This is a genomic window from Stenotrophomonas sp. YJH_SMC_120 (assembly GCF_059368675.1).
The window spans coordinates 17,894-34,375 of record NZ_JCAFRY010000027.1; the positions used below are offsets into that span (position 1 = coordinate 17,894).

17 protein-coding genes are annotated in these 16,482 nt (G+C 67.7%); 7 read left to right on the forward strand and 10 right to left on the reverse strand.

The window, feature by feature from the left end:
* Nucleotides 1-3: 3 nt before the first annotated feature.
* Nucleotides 4-330, reverse strand: coding sequence for a hypothetical protein (locus AC5P60_RS19980; RefSeq protein WP_012479218.1), 327 nt, complete (start codon nucleotides 328-330; stop codon nucleotides 4-6).
* Entirely contained in the window at nucleotides 327-911 is a 585-nt protein-coding gene (locus tag AC5P60_RS19985; protein ID WP_483693533.1) for an RNA polymerase sigma factor, read from the reverse strand. The genes AC5P60_RS19980 and AC5P60_RS19985 overlap by 4 nt, the downstream gene beginning before the upstream one ends.
* A 98-nt stretch (nucleotides 912-1,009) precedes the next feature.
* On the opposite strand from AC5P60_RS19985, the gene AC5P60_RS19990 reads away from it, so the two are divergent.
* Both AC5P60_RS19990 and AC5P60_RS19995 read left to right on the forward strand, forming a co-directional pair.
* Nucleotides 1,010-1,330 (forward strand): NAD(P) transhydrogenase subunit alpha part 2, encoded by a 321-nt coding sequence (locus AC5P60_RS19990; RefSeq protein ID WP_033834162.1) that lies wholly within the window; start codon nucleotides 1,010-1,012, stop codon nucleotides 1,328-1,330.
* Nucleotides 1,327-2,787, forward strand: a complete 1,461-nt coding sequence (locus tag AC5P60_RS19995; RefSeq protein ID WP_005408174.1) for an NAD(P)(+) transhydrogenase (Re/Si-specific) subunit beta — start codon at nucleotides 1,327-1,329, stop codon at nucleotides 2,785-2,787. Before AC5P60_RS19990 ends, AC5P60_RS19995 begins: the two co-directional genes overlap by 4 nt.
* A gap of 132 nt (nucleotides 2,788-2,919) precedes the next feature.
* Here the strand turns inward: AC5P60_RS19995 and AC5P60_RS20000 are convergent, their stop codons facing one another.
* Nucleotides 2,920-3,339 (reverse strand): hypothetical protein, encoded by a 420-nt coding sequence (locus AC5P60_RS20000; RefSeq protein ID WP_033834160.1) that lies wholly within the window; start codon nucleotides 3,337-3,339, stop codon nucleotides 2,920-2,922.
* Nucleotides 3,340-3,461: 122 nt separating this feature from the next.
* Between AC5P60_RS20000 and sufT the strand changes: the two genes are divergently transcribed.
* From sufT to AC5P60_RS20015, 3 genes are all read left to right on the forward strand, one after another.
* The gene (sufT, locus tag AC5P60_RS20005) at nucleotides 3,462-4,013 is read left to right on the forward strand and encodes a putative Fe-S cluster assembly protein SufT (RefSeq protein WP_012479222.1); all 552 of its coding nucleotides are present in this window, start codon (nucleotides 3,462-3,464) and stop codon (nucleotides 4,011-4,013) included.
* Nucleotides 4,014-4,072: 59 nt separating this feature from the next.
* Nucleotides 4,073-5,167 (forward strand): branched-chain amino acid aminotransferase, encoded by a 1,095-nt coding sequence (locus AC5P60_RS20010; protein ID WP_049431421.1) that lies wholly within the window; start codon nucleotides 4,073-4,075, stop codon nucleotides 5,165-5,167.
* 451 nt (nucleotides 5,168-5,618) lie between these two features.
* Complete coding sequence (locus AC5P60_RS20015; RefSeq protein WP_005408178.1) at nucleotides 5,619-7,361, forward strand: S8 family peptidase; 1,743 nt, start codon at nucleotides 5,619-5,621, stop codon at nucleotides 7,359-7,361.
* A 121-nt stretch (nucleotides 7,362-7,482) separates the two neighbouring features.
* Here the strand turns inward: AC5P60_RS20015 and AC5P60_RS20020 are convergent, their stop codons facing one another.
* The 3 genes from AC5P60_RS20020 to wrbA all read right to left on the reverse strand — a co-directional run bounded on the left by AC5P60_RS20020 (nucleotide 7,483) and on the right by wrbA (nucleotide 8,973).
* Nucleotides 7,483-7,968 (reverse strand): asparaginase domain-containing protein, encoded by a 486-nt coding sequence (locus tag AC5P60_RS20020; RefSeq protein ID WP_010481766.1) that lies wholly within the window; start codon nucleotides 7,966-7,968, stop codon nucleotides 7,483-7,485.
* Between the two features lie 79 nt (nucleotides 7,969-8,047).
* Nucleotides 8,048-8,383 carry a DUF2069 domain-containing protein gene (locus tag AC5P60_RS20025; protein ID WP_005408180.1) on the reverse strand — a complete coding sequence of 112 codons (336 nt, stop codon included), beginning with the start codon at nucleotides 8,381-8,383 and terminating at the stop codon, nucleotides 8,048-8,050.
* Nucleotides 8,380-8,973, reverse strand: coding sequence for an NAD(P)H:quinone oxidoreductase (wrbA, locus tag AC5P60_RS20030; RefSeq protein WP_005408181.1), 594 nt, complete (start codon nucleotides 8,971-8,973; stop codon nucleotides 8,380-8,382). The genes AC5P60_RS20025 and wrbA overlap by 4 nt, the downstream gene beginning before the upstream one ends.
* A 77-nt stretch (nucleotides 8,974-9,050) precedes the next feature.
* On the opposite strand from wrbA, the gene AC5P60_RS20035 reads away from it, so the two are divergent.
* Both AC5P60_RS20035 and AC5P60_RS20040 read left to right on the forward strand, forming a co-directional pair.
* Nucleotides 9,051-10,325 (forward strand): YihY family inner membrane protein, encoded by a 1,275-nt coding sequence (locus AC5P60_RS20035; RefSeq protein ID WP_005408182.1) that lies wholly within the window; start codon nucleotides 9,051-9,053, stop codon nucleotides 10,323-10,325.
* Nucleotides 10,322-10,891, forward strand: a complete 570-nt coding sequence (locus AC5P60_RS20040; protein ID WP_005408183.1) for a TlpA family protein disulfide reductase — start codon at nucleotides 10,322-10,324, stop codon at nucleotides 10,889-10,891. The genes AC5P60_RS20035 and AC5P60_RS20040 overlap by 4 nt, the downstream gene beginning before the upstream one ends.
* A 517-nt stretch (nucleotides 10,892-11,408) precedes the next feature.
* Here AC5P60_RS20040 and ppk2 read toward each other — a convergent pair.
* From ppk2 to hemA, 4 genes are all read right to left on the reverse strand, one after another.
* Entirely contained in the window at nucleotides 11,409-12,191 is a 783-nt protein-coding gene (gene ppk2, locus AC5P60_RS20045; protein ID WP_049404320.1) for a polyphosphate kinase 2, read from the reverse strand.
* A gap of 190 nt (nucleotides 12,192-12,381) precedes the next feature.
* Nucleotides 12,382-14,094, reverse strand: a complete 1,713-nt coding sequence (locus tag AC5P60_RS20050) for an O-linked N-acetylglucosamine transferase, SPINDLY family protein (RefSeq protein ID WP_049430277.1) — start codon at nucleotides 14,092-14,094, stop codon at nucleotides 12,382-12,384.
* Between the two features lie 5 nt (nucleotides 14,095-14,099).
* Nucleotides 14,100-15,182: a peptide chain release factor 1 gene (gene prfA, locus AC5P60_RS20055; RefSeq protein WP_024957328.1), complete on the reverse strand. Its 1,083-nt coding sequence runs from the start codon at nucleotides 15,180-15,182 to the stop codon at nucleotides 14,100-14,102.
* Nucleotides 15,160-16,443, reverse strand: a complete 1,284-nt coding sequence (gene hemA, locus AC5P60_RS20060) for a glutamyl-tRNA reductase (RefSeq protein WP_005408187.1) — start codon at nucleotides 16,441-16,443, stop codon at nucleotides 15,160-15,162. Before hemA ends, prfA begins: the two co-directional genes overlap by 23 nt.
* Between the last annotated feature and the right edge of the window lie 39 nt (nucleotides 16,444-16,482).

Below are 16,482 nucleotides of genomic sequence, written 5' to 3' on the forward strand. Positions count from 1 at the left end.
GATTCACTCCATCGCCAGGTCGGTATCGCCCAGCCACAGGTACAGATCGGGATTTTCGTCGTAGAGCGCGCTGTTGTCTTCCACCGAGGCCAGCACAGGTGCCGGCGCGGGGCCCGTCAGCGTGCCATGGCCAGTGAACTGCAGGCCGATACCCAGCGCCACCACCAGTGAACAGGCGCTGGCCAGCCACCAGCGCAGGCGCCCGTGCCGGGTCGCGCTGGCGCCGTGTCGGGCCTGGCGCAGGCGTGCCAGTGTGGCCGGCGACAGCGCGTGCAGCGACTGCGCGTGCAGGCTGCGCAGGGTGTCATCGGAAGGCAGGGAGCGGTTCACGGGTGGATCTCCAGGTAGTCCTGCAGCGCCTGCCGGGCGCGTGCCAGATGGGTTTTTACCGCGCCTTCGCTGCAGCCCATGGCGCGGGCGGTGGTGGCCCCGTCCAGGTCCTGCAGCACGCGCAGGGTGAAGGCCTCGCGCTGGCGGGCGGACAGGCGGCGCAACGCGTCCACCAGCTGCTGGTACTGCTGGCGCTGTTCGTGCGCCTGTGCCGGGTCCGGGCCGGGATCGGCCCAGTCGATCTCGCCGCCTTCCGCGTCCTGGTTGTCGCGCCAGAACGGCAGGCGGAAGCGGCGCCGGCGCTGCACGTCGATCACGCGCCGGCGCAGGATGCTCCAGAACAGCGGCGCCCATTCGGCTGCCGGCTTGTCGGCGTAGTCCAGCATGCGCAGCAGCGCGTCCTGCACCGCGTCCATGGCGTCTTCGCGCTGGCGCAGGCCGGCCTCGGCGAAGCGGAACGCACGCGGGCCAACACTGGCCAGGAACGCTTCCAGCGATGCCGGCAGGGCATCGGTCTCGGCGCTCGGGGGGACGGGGCTGCTCACCAGCACAGGGTACGGTTCCTCGCTCGGGGTCACCATCGACAACGCGTGAGCGCCGCTTCGGTTGACGCCGGGTGCACGCCGGGTTCAGCCCATGGTTATGATGGGCCGACGAAGACAGAGCGGGAGCGTTGCCAGTGAGTGACGGGTTCGTAGCGCTGTACATCTTCATGCTGGCCGCCATCGCCGGCCACGTGATCATTTCGCGGGTGCCGGTAATCCTGCATACCCCGCTGATGTCGGGCTCCAATTTCATCCACGGCATCGTGCTGATCGGCGCGATGGTGGTGCTGGGGCACGCACAGACACCGTTGGAGAAGGCCCTGGGCTTCCTCGCCGTGGTGCTGGGTGCCGGCAATGCCGCCGGTGGCTACGTGGTCACCGCGCGCATGCTGGAAATGTTCAAGCCGAGCGCGCCCAAGGCCGGCAAGGACGAGCCGAAGGAGCCGCAGGCTTGAACATCAGCACCGTCGAACTGCTCGACTGGCTGGTCAAGGCCAGCTACCTCGTCGCCGCCACGCTGTTCCTGCTGGGCCTGCAGCGCATGGCCTCGCCACTGACCGCGCGCAGCGGCATCCGCTGGGCCGGGCTGGGCATGCTGCTGGCCACGGCGGCCACTTTCTTGCTTCCCGAACTGCACAACGTGCCGCTGATCCTGGTGGCGCTGCTGCTCGGCGCGGGCCTGGCCTGGTGGTCGGCCGGCAAGGTTGCCATCACCGACATGCCGCAGATGGTGGCGCTGTACAACGGCATGGGCGGTGGATCGGCGGCGGCGATCGGCGCGGTGGAGCTGCTGCGCTACGCCTTCCTTGCCAACCGCGATACCAGCCACTGGAGCGCACAGGCGCTGGCCGATCTGGCCGCGCGCCAGCCTTCGGGCACGGTGCTGCTGCTGGCGGTGGTCGGCGCAGCGATCGGCGCGGTGTCGCTGTCCGGCTCGGTGATCGCCTGGGCCAAGCTGGATGGACGCCTGGACAAGCGCGTGACCTGGCCGGGCCAGCAGGTGATGAACCTGCTCGTGGCGCTGGCGGTGGTGGTACTGGCGATCATCGCCGCTAGCACGCTCAGCACTTGGGCGATCGTTGCCTTCTTCGTACTTGCGCTGGCGCTGGGCGTGCTGATGACGCTGCCGATCGGTGGCGCCGACATGCCGGTGGTGATCTCGCTGTACAACGCGTTCACCGGCCTGGCGGTGTCGTTCGAAGGTTACGTGCTGGGCAACGAAGCATTGATCATCGCCGGCATGATGGTCGGCGCGGCGGGCATCCTGCTGACCCGGCTGATGGCCAAGGCGATGAACCGGCCGATCCGCAACGTGCTGTTCTCCAACTTCGGCGGTGGTGCTGGTGGCGAAGCGCAGGCGATCAGCGGCTCGCAGAAGCCGATCGAAGCGGCTGACGTCGCCGCGATGATGGCCTTCGCCGAGCGCGTGGTGATCGTGCCCGGCTACGGCATGGCCGTGGCGCAGGCGCAGCACAAGATATGGGAACTGGCGCAGCGGCTGGGCCAGCGCGGGGTCAAGGTGAAGTTCGCGATCCACCCGGTGGCGGGGCGCATGCCGGGGCACATGAACGTGCTGCTGGCCGAAGCGGGCGTGCCCTACGACCTGATCGCGGACATGGACGACATCAACCCGGAGTTCGCCAACACCGACGTGGTGCTGGTGATCGGCGCCAACGACGTGGTCAATCCGGTCGCACGAACCGATCCGGCCAGCCCGATCTACGGCATGCCTGTGCTGGACGTGGTCAATGCGCGCAACGTGGTGGTGATCAAGCGCGGCAAGGGCACGGGCTTCGCGGGCATCGAGAATGCGCTGTTCTACGCCGACAACACCCGCATGCTGTATGGCGACGGTGCCGAAGCGGCAGCCTCGCTGGTCAGCGAGTTGAAGGCGCTCGACGGCGGGCATTGAGGACCGGGGGCGGATCCCTTTCCGCAGGAATGGGCTTTGACCCCTTTGCCGGCCAGCGGCCGGCACTACCATCCCATCCACGCATCCGTGGATCTACCTGCATGTCCCCGGCGGGCGTGGCAACCGGCGCGCTCAGCGCGCCAGCCAGGCGCCTACGGCCACGGCCACGGCCAGCCACAGCCACTCCACCGCGCCATTGGCCAGGGTGATCAGGGTCCAGGCCAGGCGCGGGCCCATCCGCATCGTGGCGTCCCACAGGTCCAGCCCGATCGAGCCGCCCATCCAGGCGCTGGCGATGGTCCAGTTGGCCACGGCGGCCACCAGCAGGGTGCCCACCACGACCAGCACGATGCGCAGCCGGCCCGGGCCGAGCGTACCCATGCGCAGCATGAACACCAGTTCCAGGGCGGTCAGTACCGCCATCCAGCCGACCTGCCGGCCGGTCATCAGCGCCAGCACCATCCAGGCAAGGGGAGCAACAACCAGGCCCAGCAGCAGCATGATGGGCCAGAGCCAGGTCACGGTCCTGGCACGCGCGGCATTGGAGGACATCGAAGCTCCCTGAAGATCACCCACAGGATACTGTGGTTTGCGGCGGTGCACCGGCGGTGCCGGAGCGGCTGGGCTAGAATGCCGTCTTGCGTGGCCCCGGCCACGGCCCCATATCGGTCCCCATGTATTCCCGTAGCAGCGAACCTGTCCACTTCGAGCGCGATTGCGAGGCCGTGATGGTCCCGCAGGGCGATACCGTGACCCTGCCCGCCGGCAGCTATGGGTACATCACCCAGGCGCTGGGCGGCAGTTATTCGGTGTTCGTCGAGGGCAACCTGTTCCGCATCGCCGGCAAGGACGGCGACGCCATCGGCAAGGAGGCACCGGCACCGCTGGAACTGCCGGCCGACGCCACTGATGAACAGGTGGAACAGCTGGTGTGGCAGCAGCTGCGCACCTGCTTCGACCCGGAAATTCCGGTGAACATCGTCGAACTGGGCCTGGTCTACGAGGTCGAGATCAAGCACCTGGACGAAGGCCAGCGCGAGATCGACGTGAAGATGACCCTGACCGCACCGGGCTGTGGGATGGGCGACATCCTGGTCGACGACGTGCGCAGCAAGCTTGAAATGATCCCGACGGTGGCCGAGGCCGACGTCGACCTGGTGTTCGACCCGCCGTGGAACCAGCACATGATGTCCGAGGCGGCCCGGCTCGAGACCGGCATGCTTTGACCCAGGGCCCGCAGTGACGCGGGCCCGGCACTACCCGCAACCAGAACAGGAATCCTCCGGTGTCCCAGTCCATCCCCAGCTTCGCCGTTACCCGTTCGGACCACCCGCGCAGCGCTGAAGAGCGCGCCAAGATCCTGGAGAAGCCGGGCTTCGGCCTGCACTTCACCGATCACATGGTGGAAGTGCGCTGGGACAAGGATGCCGGCTGGCACAACGCCAACGTGCGTGCCTACGGCCCGTTGCAGCTGGATCCGGCCGCGGCGGTGCTGCACTACGGCCAGGAAATCTTCGAAGGCATCAAGGCCTACCGCCATGCCGATGGCTCGATCTGGACTTTCCGTCCGGATGCCAACGGCCGTCGCCTGCAGCGTTCGGCGCAGCGCCTGGCGCTGCCGGAACTGCCGGTGGAGATCTTCGTCGAATCGCTGAAGCAGCTGATCGCGGTCGACAGTGACTGGGTGCCGTCGGCCGATGAGTCCAGCCTGTACTTCCGTCCGTTCATGATCGGCGACGAAGCCTTCCTCGGCGTGCGCGGCGCGCACAAGGCCGGCTACTACGTCATCGCCAGCCCGGCCGGCCCGTACTTCGCCAAGGGCGTTGCCCCGGTGTCGATCTGGCTGTCCACCGAATACGCGCGTGCGGCCAAGGGCGGCACCGGTGCCGCCAAGTGCGGTGGCAACTATGCGGCGTCGCTGCTGCCGCAGCAGAAGGCGCAGGCGCAGGGCTGCTCGCAGGTGCTGTTCCTCGACCCGGTCGAAGGCAAGTACCTGGAAGAACTGGGTGGCATGAACGTGTTCCTGGTCTACAAGGACGGCACGCTGGTGACCCCGGAACTGTCGGGCAGCATCCTCGAGGGCATCACCCGCGAGAGCATCCTGCAGCTGGCCCGCGACCGCGGCATGAAGGTCGAAGAGCGCAAGGTCAGCATCGACGAGTGGAAGCAGGGCGTGGCCTCCGGCGAGATCGCCGAAGTGTTCGCCTGCGGCACCGCCGCGGTGGTCACCCCGATCGGCCAGCTGAAGGGCGAGGGCTTCTCGGTGGGCGACATCAACGCCCCGGCCGGCGAAGTGACCATGTCGCTGCGCAAGGAACTGACCGACATCCAGTACGGCCGCTTGCCGGACCGCCACAACTGGCTGGTCAAGCTGGGCTGATCGCCCACGCTGAACTGTAGCGTCTAGCCACGCTCGACTGCGCTTCCGGAAAGCCCGTCCCCCGTGACGGGCTTTCTGCGTTATCGGCCTGGGGTCAGATCCCTTTTCCATGGGAAAAGGGATCTGACCCCGAATCAGCGAACGCCGATGTCGGCATAGTCATTCCGGGACACGTGACGGCCCAGTCAGGTCTGTGCAGGACACGAGAAAGTTCCTTCACCTTCACAAACCCTCGACCCGAAAAGTCTCAGAACGAACATTTCATCTTGCTGAAAAGACGCTGAAAATCTTGTGGTGTCCGGTTTCGGCCATTAGCGTCATGTGCACGGCGGATCGTTAGGGGGATCCGCTGACTCACCGGACTTCGAACCTCGCCAATGCAAGCCAGCCCAGGGTTCGGGCCGGTGCTTCTGCCGATTCCGGCATTCACACCACAAGAAAGGGAAATACGATGTCCCAGGTAACGCAACCGCGTGTGCGTCGAGTGTGGGTGGTCCTTGGTGCGTCCGTTCTGTCATCGCTGCTGCTGGCCACGCCTGCGCTGGCCGGTGATGTCCAGCTCAGCGGCCTGCAGTCCGCGCCGACGCACCAGCGCTTCATCGTCAAGTACCGCGACGGCAGCGCCGCCGTGGCCAACACTACTGCGCTGGCTTCGTCGCTGAAGACGGCCGCCGCCGGCCTGGCCAGCAGCCAAGGCCGCGCGCTGGGCCTGCAGCAGGTCCGCAAGCTGGCCGTCGGCCCGACCCTGGTCAAGACCGACCGTCCGCTCGACCAGGCCGAATCCGAACTGCTGATGCGCAAGCTGGCCGCCGACCCGAACGTGGAATACGTCGAAGTCGACCAGATCATGCGCGCGACGCTGACCCCGAACGACACCCGCTTCAGCGAGCAATGGGGCTTCGGCACCTCAAATGCCGGCATCAACATCCGGCCGGCCTGGGACAAGGCCACCGGCACCGGCGTGGTGGTGGCCGTGATCGATACCGGCATCACCAACCATGCCGATCTCAACGCCAACATCCTGCCGGGCTATGACTTCATCAGCGACGCCGCGATGGCGCGTGATGGCGGCGGCCGCGACAACAATCCGAACGACGAAGGCGACTGGTACGGCGCCAACGAGTGTGGCTCGGGCATCCCGGCCTCCAACTCCAGCTGGCACGGCACCCACGTTGCCGGCACCGTGGCGGCAGTGACCAACAACAGTACCGGCGTGGCAGGTACCGCGTTCAATGCCAAGGTCGTGCCGGTGCGCGTGCTCGGCAAGTGCGGCGGCTACACCTCCGACATCGCCGATGCGATCGTGTGGGCGTCCGGTGGCACCGTCAGCGGCGTACCGGCCAACGCCAATCCGGCCGAAGTCATCAACCTCTCGCTGGGCGGCGGTGGCAGCTGCTCGACCACCTACCAGAACGCGATCAACGGCGCGGTCGGCCGTGGCACCACCGTGGTGGTCGCCGCCGGCAACAGCAACACCAACGTGTCCTCGTCGGTGCCGGCCAACTGCCCGAACGTGATCGCGGTGGCGGCGACCACCTCGGCCGGTGCACGTGCCAGCTTCTCCAACTACGGTACCGGCATCGACATCTCGGCACCGGGCCAGAGCATCCTGTCCACCCTCAACACCGGCACCACCACGCCGGGCAGCGCGACCTACGCGTCGTACAACGGCACCTCGATGGCGGCGCCGCACGTGGCCGGCGTGGTCGCGCTGATGCAGTCGGTCGCTCCGAGCCCGCTGAGCCCGGCGCAGGTCGAGAGCATCATCAAGAGCACGGCACGTCCGCTGCCGGGCGCCTGCTCGGGTGGTTGCGGCGCCGGCATCATCGACGCCAATGCCGCCGTGGCCGCGGCGATCAACGGTGGCGGCAACCCGAACCCGGGTGGCAACGTGCTGCAGAACAACGTGCCGGTGACCGGCCTGGGCGCTGCGACCGGTGCCGAGCTGAACTACACCGTCGCGGTTCCGGCCGGCAGCACCCAGCTGCGCGTCGCGATCAGTGGCGGCAGCGGTGATGCCGACCTGTATGTGCGCCAGGGCAGTGCCCCGACCGATACCACCTACACCTGCCGTCCGTACCTGAGCGGCAACAGCGAGACCTGCACCATCAACAGTCCTGCCGCTGGCACCTGGTATGTGCGGGTGAAGGCCTACAGCACCTTCTCGGGCCTGACCCTCAACGCCCAGTACTGAGCCCAAGCCCCTCTCCATGGGCACGCCCCGGCTCAGGCCGGGGCGTTTTCTCTTTGGGCAGGTGCCGGCTTTGCAGGGGCAGCGCTTTGGTGGGTGCCGACCTTGGTCGGCACGCTGTTCCTCAGACCGACTCGAAGCGGTTCGCGGCCACGTTCTTGCGCACGTGCTGCGGATCGAAGATACGACCGTTCATGGCGATGTATACGCCGCTCGGCAGCGACTGCACCGCACCGATCGCGCAGCCGATGTTGAACTCCGCATCCGACCCACGGAACCGCGCCGGGCTGAGCGCGCCGGTCATCACGATGGTCTTGTCCGGGATCGTCGCCAGCACCTTGCCGGTCTGCACCATCGAGTCGGTGCCGTGGGTCACCAGCACGTGGCGGGTCGGCTGCGCGGCGATGGTGGCGCGGATCAGTTCGCGGTCTTCATCGTTGATGTGCAGCGAATCCTTGCGCAGGATCGGAATCACGTTGAAGCGGAACGTCACGCCCAGCTCGCGCAGGATCATGCCGATCTGGGGGTCGCCGATCTGGTAGTCCGACTTGTCGTCGAAGTAGATCTTGTCGATCGTGCCACCGGTGGTGACGACCAGGAGCTCTTCCATCATGTGCATGCGCGAAACCAGGACAGGTACAGCGGCGCGGGGCCAGGGACACAGATGATACGGCCCGGCGGGCGCAGCGTCAGCGTCGCTTGCCGAAGCGGGCGCGCAGCCCCGGCAGGCTGGCGCTGAAGATCACCAGCAAGGCCAGGGCGATTTCGATCAGCGCCAGCCAGCGCGTCTCCGGGTGGCTCCAGGCGCTCATCACGCCGTGGCTGAACCAGCCCAGCGCCAGCACCGAGGCCCAGAACCCGGCCTTGCGCCAGCCCAGGCGCAGCGCAAAGGCCAGCGCCAGCGGCGGCGCGGTGAACACCAGCTGGGTGGCCAGCCAGTGCTTGTCATTGATGAACCAGCCGGCGAACAGCGCGGCCAGCCCCATCAGGGCCAGCAGCAGGACCGTGCGCGGCGGGCGGCTCATCGGGCCAACCGCTGCGCGATGTCGGCCACCCGGCGGCCCAGCGCGCGGGCCAGCACGGCCTCGTCGTCGGTCGGCTGCGGGTCATCGGCGGCACCGGCCACGTGGCTGGCGCCATAGGGCGTGCCGCCGCTGGTGGTGTGGCTCAACGCCGGTTCGGTGAACGGGATGCCGACGATCACGCAGCCATGGTGCAGCAGCGGCACCTGCATCGACAGCAGGGTCGATTCCTGCCCGCCGTGCATCGAGGCGGTGGAGGTGAACACGCCGGCCGGCTTGCCGGACAGGGTGCCATTGACCCATTCGGCGCCCAGTCCATCCAGGAAGTGCTTGACCGGGGCTGCCATGTTGCCGAAGCGGGTCGGGCTGCCGAGCAGCAGGCCCTGGCATTCCACCAGGTCCTGCACGCTCACATAGGGGGCGCCGTCGTCGGGTACCGGCGGCTGCGCGGTCTGGGTCACGGCGGCCACTGGCGGCACCGTGCGCAGGCGCGCGCTCATGCCCGGCACTTCGCCAATGCCCCGCGCGATCTGGCGCGCCAGCCGTGCCACCGAACCGCCCCGGCTGTAGTACAGCACCAGAATCTCGCCCATCGTGCCCGCTTCTCCTCGTCGTGTGGTCGCCAGTATGGCTATCCTGCCAGCATTCCGCATCGGGTACCCTTCCACCGATGGAACCTTTGGATACGCTCAACCTGTGGATGGAGCGCGCGCGGGATCGCGCACGGGCCATCAGTTTCGGCCGCTTCCTGTGGCATCGCTTCCTCGACGACCGCCTGTTCCAGGCAGCGGCGGCGCTGGCCTACACCACGGTGTTCGCGCTGGTACCGCTGGCGATCGTGGTGTTCGGCGTGCTGTCGGCCTTCCCCGTCTTCGACCGCTGGAGCGACCAGCTCAGCGATTACGTCTTCTCCAACTTCGTGCCCAATGCCGCGCGCGCGGCCGAGGGCTACCTGCGGCAGTTCTCGGCCAGTGCCGGTCAGCTCACCGCCGCCGGCTTCATCGCGCTGGTGGTGTCGCTGCTGATCACGCTCAACAGTGTTGAAGAAACCTTCAACCAGATCTGGCGGGTCGGCTCGACCCGGCCCAAGCTGACCCGCTTCCTGGTCTACTGGACTGTACTGACGCTGGGCGCGATGCTCGCGGCGGCTTCGCTGGCGGTGTCGGCGCGGGTGTTCGCGATGCCGCTATTCGGCACCCAGGAGGGCCGCTGGCTGGCCGAACTGGCACTGCGGCTGGCGCCGATCCTGATCGAGTTCGTCTGCATCACGCTGATGTTCCGGGTGGTGCCGCACCACACGGTGAAGTGGCGGCATGCAGTGCCTGGCGCCATTCTGGCCGCGGTGATCCTGGAGCTGGTGAAGTGGGGTATCGGCGCCTACCTGGGCAGCTTCCAGTCCTACCAGAAGCTGTATGGCACGGTGGCCTTCGTGCCGATCCTGCTGCTGTGGATCTACCTGTGCTGGGTGGCGGTGCTGCTGGGCGCATCGTTGTCTTCGTCGATGGCGGCCTTCCGCTACCAGCCGGTGGAACTGCGCCTGCCGCAGGGCTACGAGTTCTATGGCCTGCTGCGCCTGCTCGGCCGCTTCCACCACGCCCGTGCCAAGGGCAAGGGCCTGGCCGACGATGAAATCCTGCGGCTGGAGCCGATGCTGACCGATTCGCTGCTGCAGGACCTGGCCTGCAACCTGCAGGAGATCGGCCTGCTGCGCCGCGATGAACGCGGCGAATGGCTGCTCTCGCGCGACCTGGACCAGGTCAGCCTTGCCGATCTTTACGAATGTACCCAGTTGCGCATTCCGGTAGCCGAGCAGCATCTGCCGTATCGCGACGACAGCCTGGGCCGTGCCGCATTGGCGGCGCTGGATGATCTGCGACTGCCCCTGCGTGAACGCCTGAAGCGCAAGGTCAGCGATATCTATACCGACTCTGGAGACATGCCATGACCCGCAAGACCCCGTTGCTGCTCCCGCTGGCCCTGCTGCTGGCACTGTCGGCCTGCAAGCCGGCCCAGGAGCCGACGCCGGCCAGCAGCCAACCGCCGGCGCAGGCACCGACGCCGACCGCACCGGCACCGGTCGAGGAAACCCCGGCCGAGCGCACCACCGCCGAGTTCCCGACGCTGAAGATGAAGGCGGTGGATGGCAGCGACTACGACCTGGCCGCGCACCGCGGCAAGTGGGTGGTGGTGAACTTCTGGGCGACCTGGTGTGCCCCGTGCCGCAAGGAGATGCCGGAGTTGTCGGCGCTGCATGCGATGCGCAGCAACATCGAAGTGGTCGGCCTGGCCTATGAGGACATCGAAGTGCCGGAAATGCAGTCGTTCCTGACCAAGCATCCGGTCACCTATCCGATCGTGATCGTGGACCCGTTCGATCCGCCGGCCGATTTCGCCACGCCGCGCGGCCTGCCGCTGACGCACCTGCTGGATCCACAGGGCAAGCTGGCGCACACCTTCCTCGGCCCGGTGACGGCCGCCGACATCGAAAAGCAGATCGCTGCTGCCAAGTAATGGGGTTGGGCGGCAGGGCCTGCGGCCCTGCACCCGCCGAAACATTCAAGCAACGGCAACAGCAACAGCCAAAGTGCGATTTCCGTGTTGTGGCGGGGCGGTGTCGGAGTGCGGGGACGCCGCAAGTACGTCCATGTAGGCTTGGCAGCCGCATCCATGCGGCTGACACCCCGCACTCCGACACCGCCCCGCCTCTGACAGATTTCTCATGTCTGGTAGATCCACGCCATGCGTGGATGATTCTCCAGACAAATCGAATATTTCGACAATCGAATGAGGAGCATCCACGCATGGTGTGGATCAACGACAGATCGCGAGAATCTGTCGAAGGCGGGGTGGGTCCGGGTGCGGGGGCGTGAGCCGCATGGATGCGGCGACCGAGCTTACATGGACGTACTTGCAGCGCCCCCCGCACCCGGACCCGCCCCGCCATCCCTCAGGAAGCCCGCCGTTGCTGTTGCTGTTGCCGTTGCTCTGGCCCCTGCAGGTGCAGGGCCGCAGGCCCTGCCGACCCACCCTAATCCTCGACCGGGAAGTCCTCGATCGGCTTCAGCACATCGTAGTGCTCGCGATGCAGCTTGCCCTTCAGCTTCGGCAGCTCCGGCAACGGCGCATCCACGCGCGTGTCCGGCAGCCGGTCCAGCAGGTTGCGCACCAGCGTCAGCCGGCCGAGCCGCTGGTCGTTGAAATCCACCAGTGTCCACGGTGCCGCCTCGCGATGGGTCGCGCGCAGCATCGCCTCGCGCGCCTCGGTGTAGGCGCTGTACTTGCTGCGGGATTTCAGGTCCACCGGGGAGAGCTTCCAGCCCTTCAGCGGATCGAGATGGCGCTCGGCGAAGCGCTTCTCCTGCTGCTCCTGGTCCACGCACAGCCAGTACTTGAACAGCAGGATGCCGTCGTCCACCAGCAGCTCTTCGAACACTGGCGCCTGGCGCAGGAACTTCTGGTACTCGGTCTCGCTGCAGTAGCCCATCACCCGTTCGACGCCTGCGCGGTTGTACCAGCTGCGGTCCATCAGCACGATCTCGCCGGCGGCGGGCAAGTGCGAGGCGTAGCGCTGGAAGTACCACTGCGTGGCTTCGCGGTCGGTGGGCTTGGGCAGCGCGACCACCCGGCACTGGCGCGGGTTGAGGTGCTGGCTGATGGCCTGGATCGCGCCGCCTTTACCTGCGGTATCACGGCCTTCGAACAGCACCAGCAGGCGCTGTCCGCTGTGCTGCACCCAGCGCGCCATGGCGGTCAGTTCCAGCTGCAGCGGCAGCAGCAGTTCGTCGTAGTCCTTGCGCTTGAGCTTGGCCATCGTCACACCACGCGGGGAGGAAGCCCGAGCGTAGCGCAGGGGCTGCCCAGGCGATGTCGACGCCGGGTACAGTCGACGGTCAGTCGACTATCGCGCGCAGCGCGGGGTTTTCGGCTTCCTGCCGAGGGCAGTCGACCAGCAGTCGACTCTACCCAGTCGACGTCATCCAATGGACGTTACCCAGCCGACATTACCCAGTCGGTTCGGTTGTTCCCAGCCAGCCGTGTTCGCGCGCCAGCTGCTGCACCAACGCCGACAGATCGCGGGCAAACCCGCCCATGTCGAACAGCCCGCTGCGCTCGCGCGCCTGTGCCAGTTCAGCGCGCAACGCCGCCAGTGCTGCAGGGTCGTTGCCCAGCGTGCTGGCGGTGGTGATGAACGCCGCATCGTCGGCGACATTCATCCGTGCCATTCCCAGATGGTGGTTGAGGCTGCCGGCCACGCGCGCGGCGAAGGTGTCACCCGGGCAGGTCAGCACCGGGCAGCCGGCCCATAGTGCGTCGGACGCGGTGGTGTGCGCGTTGTACGGATGCGTGTCGAGGAACAGGTCGGCCAGCGGGTAACGGGCCAGGTACTGCGGATGCGGCAGCTTGGCCATGAACACCAGGCGCGCCGGGTCCAGGCCGGCAGCCTGCGCGGCAGTGCGCAGGCGGGCGTCGGCCTGGCCCGGTCCGGACAGCAGCCACAGTACGCTGCCGGGCACTGCCTGCAGCACTGCGAAGGCACGGCCCATGCTGCGCGGGTTGAGCTTGTAGCTGTTGTTGAAACAGCAGAACACCACGCCCTGCGCGGGCAGGCCGCAGTCCGCACGGGTCGGCGCAGGCTCCAGCACGCGCGTATTGTCTGACGGCTGGAAGGCTCGTGGCAGGCGCAGCACGCGTTCGCTGTAGCACGGCTCCAGTGCCGGCGGCAGGGCGAAGGCATCGCCGACCACCGCGTCCATCCACGGCGCCCCCGACGTGCCCGGATAGGCCAGCCAGTTCAATTGCAGCGGGGCAGGGCGCATCGCCAACACTTCCGGCGTGCCGCCACCGCCCCAGCCGCGCAGGTCGAACAGCAGGTCGATGCCCTGTGCGCGGATGCGTGCGGCGGTATCGGTGTGTCGCAGGCCAGCCACATCATGCAGCTGCGCCGCTGCCTGCAGGCGCTGGCGAATGCGGCTGCCGTCGTCGCGGTTCAGCGCGAACAGATGCAGTTGCAGTGCGGGGTCGCGACGCAGCTGCTCGAACAGCGCCACGGTCAGCAATCCGGTCGGATGTGCGCCGAACCCATTGGAGAGGAAGCCGACGCGCAGCGGGCCGTGCGGGCACACCGTTGCCGGCGGCAATGGCCGCACCGAGGCAGCCACGGCCAGCGCACGGGTGTGCGCGCAGGCCAACTGTTCGGCAGCGCTGGCGTCCTCGCTGAGGAAGGCGAACGGCTCGACCACGCCCTGGCCGCTGGCAACGGCGGCGCGCACCTGTGCCGCCAGCGTGTCCAGGTCCTGCCAATCGCACAGGCGACGCTGCCAGGCCAGGCGCTGGGCGGCGATGTACGGCTCGGCCGGCATCAGCCCATGCGCGCGTCGATAGGCCGCCGACGCGCCTTCGGCATCATCGGCATCTTCCAGTGCATGGCCCAGCCACAGCGCAATGCCGGGATGCTGCGGTGCCAATGCCGAGGCCTGGCCGAGCAGCTTGGCCGCATCGCCATGTGCACCGGCCATCCACGCCACGCGGCCCAGCCGTGCCAGCGCTTCGGGGTGATTCGGGCGCAGCTGCAGCGCACGTCGCGCGGCCTGTTCGCCGGCAGCGATGTCGCCGGCTTCCAGTTCCACGTCGGCCAGCATCACCCAGGCGACGAAGTCGTCGGGCTGGCGGGCGATCGCTTGCTGCAGTTGCTGTCGCTGCTGCCAGGCCGACATCGTGCTCAGCCTGCCGACAGCTGGGCCAGGGCGTCGACCTGGTGTTCGTGGCTGAGCCGCTGCAGCAGCGGATCGAGGTCGCCGGCCAGGATGTTGGGCAGGTCGTACAGGGTCAGACCCTCCACGCGGTGATCGGTGATGCGCCCCTGCGGGAAGTTGTAGGTGCGGATGCGCTGGCTGCGATCACCACTGCCGACCTGCAGGCGCCTCGACTCGGCCTGGGCCGCGTCCTGGCGTTGGCGCTCGGCGTCGAGCAGCTGCGCTTTCAGGCGCTTCATCGCCTTGTCGCGGTTGGCGTGCTGGCTGCGTTCGGTCTGGCATTCCACCACCACGCCGGTCGGTACGTGGGTGATGCGGATCGCCGACTCGGTCTTGTTGACGTGCTGGCCACCGGCGCCGGAGGAGCGGAACGTATCCACCTTCAGGTCGGCCGGGTTGATGACGATGTCATCGACTTCGTCGGCCTCCGGGATGATCGCCACGGTGGCCGCCGAGGTATGGATGCGGCCCTGCGATTCGGTGGCCGGCACGCGCTGCACTCGGTGCGTGCCCGATTCGAACTTCAGGCGCGAGAACGCACCACGGCCGACCACCCGTGCCACCACTTCCTTGTAGCCACCGTGCTCGCCGGGATTGTCCGATTCGATCTCGACCTTCCAGCCCTGGCGCTCGGCATAGCGGGCGTACATGCGGAACAGGTCGCCGGCAAAGATCGCCGCTTCATCGCCGCCGGTACCCGCGCGCACTTCCAGGAACAGGTTGCCTTCGTCGCGCGGGTCGCGCGGTACCAGCAGCAACGCCAGCTCCTGCTCCAGTTCCAGCAGGCGCGCCTGCGCGGCGGCGATTTCCTCGTCGGCCAGCTCGCGCAGGTCGGGGTCGGCGCGCATGCCTTCGGCGGCGGCCAGATCGGCCTTGGCACGTGCTTCATCGGCCAGTGCAGTGGCAACCGGTTCAAGTTGGGCGAATTCGCGCGAAAGGTCGCGGAAACGGGTGTTGTCGGCGACCACGTCGGGTTCGGCGAGCAGGCGTTCCAGTTCTTCGCGGCGCTCGGCCAGCGCTTCCAGCTTACGGCGCAGGGTCGGCGTCATCGGGTCTCACGGGTGGGTGGCGGTAACCCGGCGTTGCCGGGAACAGGCGCTCGGCGGCGCGGGTCAGGTCGGCATCGCCGCTCAGTGCGGCAGCGCGCAGGGCAGCGGTAGGAGGATGCAGCAATCGATTGGTCAGGCCGTGGGCCAGCAGTTCCAGCACTTCGTCGGCCGGCTTGCCGTTGGCCAGCTGCTGGCGCGCGCGTTCCAGCAGTTCAGTGCGGGTGGCCTCGCCGAACGCACGCAGCTGTCGTAGCGGCGCCTGGTGGGCGCTGGCCTGCTGGGTCTCGATAAAACGCGATACCTGAAGGTCGATGATCGCCTCGGCCTCGGCGGCCGCCTCGCGGCGTCCGCGGCGGTTGTCTTCCACCGCGCGCTCCAGGTCGTCGACGGTGTAGAGGAAGGCGTCGTTGAGCGTGCCGACCTCCGCCTCGATGTCACGCGGCACGGCCAGGTCAAACAGCAGCATCGGCTTGTGCCGGCGCGCGCGCAGGGCCTTGGCCACCATCTCGCGGTGGATCACCGGTTCGCGCGCAGCGGTGGCCGAGAACACCACGTCGGCCTCGCCCAGGTGGCGGTCCAGTTCGGTCAGCGGCAGGGCTACGCCACCATGGCGGCTGGCAAGTTCCTGCGCGTGGGCGAGGGTGCGGTTGGCGATCAGCAGCCGGCGTACCTTGCCTTCGCTCAGGTGCCGTGCAGCCAGTTCGATGGTCTCGCCGGCACCGACCAGCAGCACGGTGGAATCGTCCAGCCGCGCGAACGCGTTCTGCGCCAGGCGCACCGCCGCCGACGCCACCGATACCGGGTTGGCGCCGACCTGGGTATCGGTGCGCGCACGCTTGGCCACCGAGAAGGTCTGCTGGAACAGGCGGTCCAGGCGCTGGCCGAGCAGGCCGTGGTCACGCGCGGTCGACCATGCGTCCTTCACCTGGCCGAGGATCTGCGGTTCGCCCAGCACCATCGAGTCCAGGCCGGTGGCGACCCGGAACAGGTGGCGTACGGCTTCTGCATCGGCATGCTGGTACAGGTAGCCCTGCAGGTCGCCGGCCTGGGCCTGCAGCCACTGGTCCAGTGCCTGTGCCGAATCGGCCACGGCATACAGCTCGGTGCGGTTGCAGGTGGACAGCAGCACCGCCTCGGCGATCTGCGGAGTGTCGCGCAGCGAACCGAGCGCGCGCGGCAACGCCTCACCGGCGAAGGCCGCGCGCTCGCGCAGCTCCACCGGTGCGGTCTGGTGATTCAGTCCGAGCACCCACAGGGTCATTGTTCAGTTGCTTGCGATAAGCTGCTGGCCATTGGACGA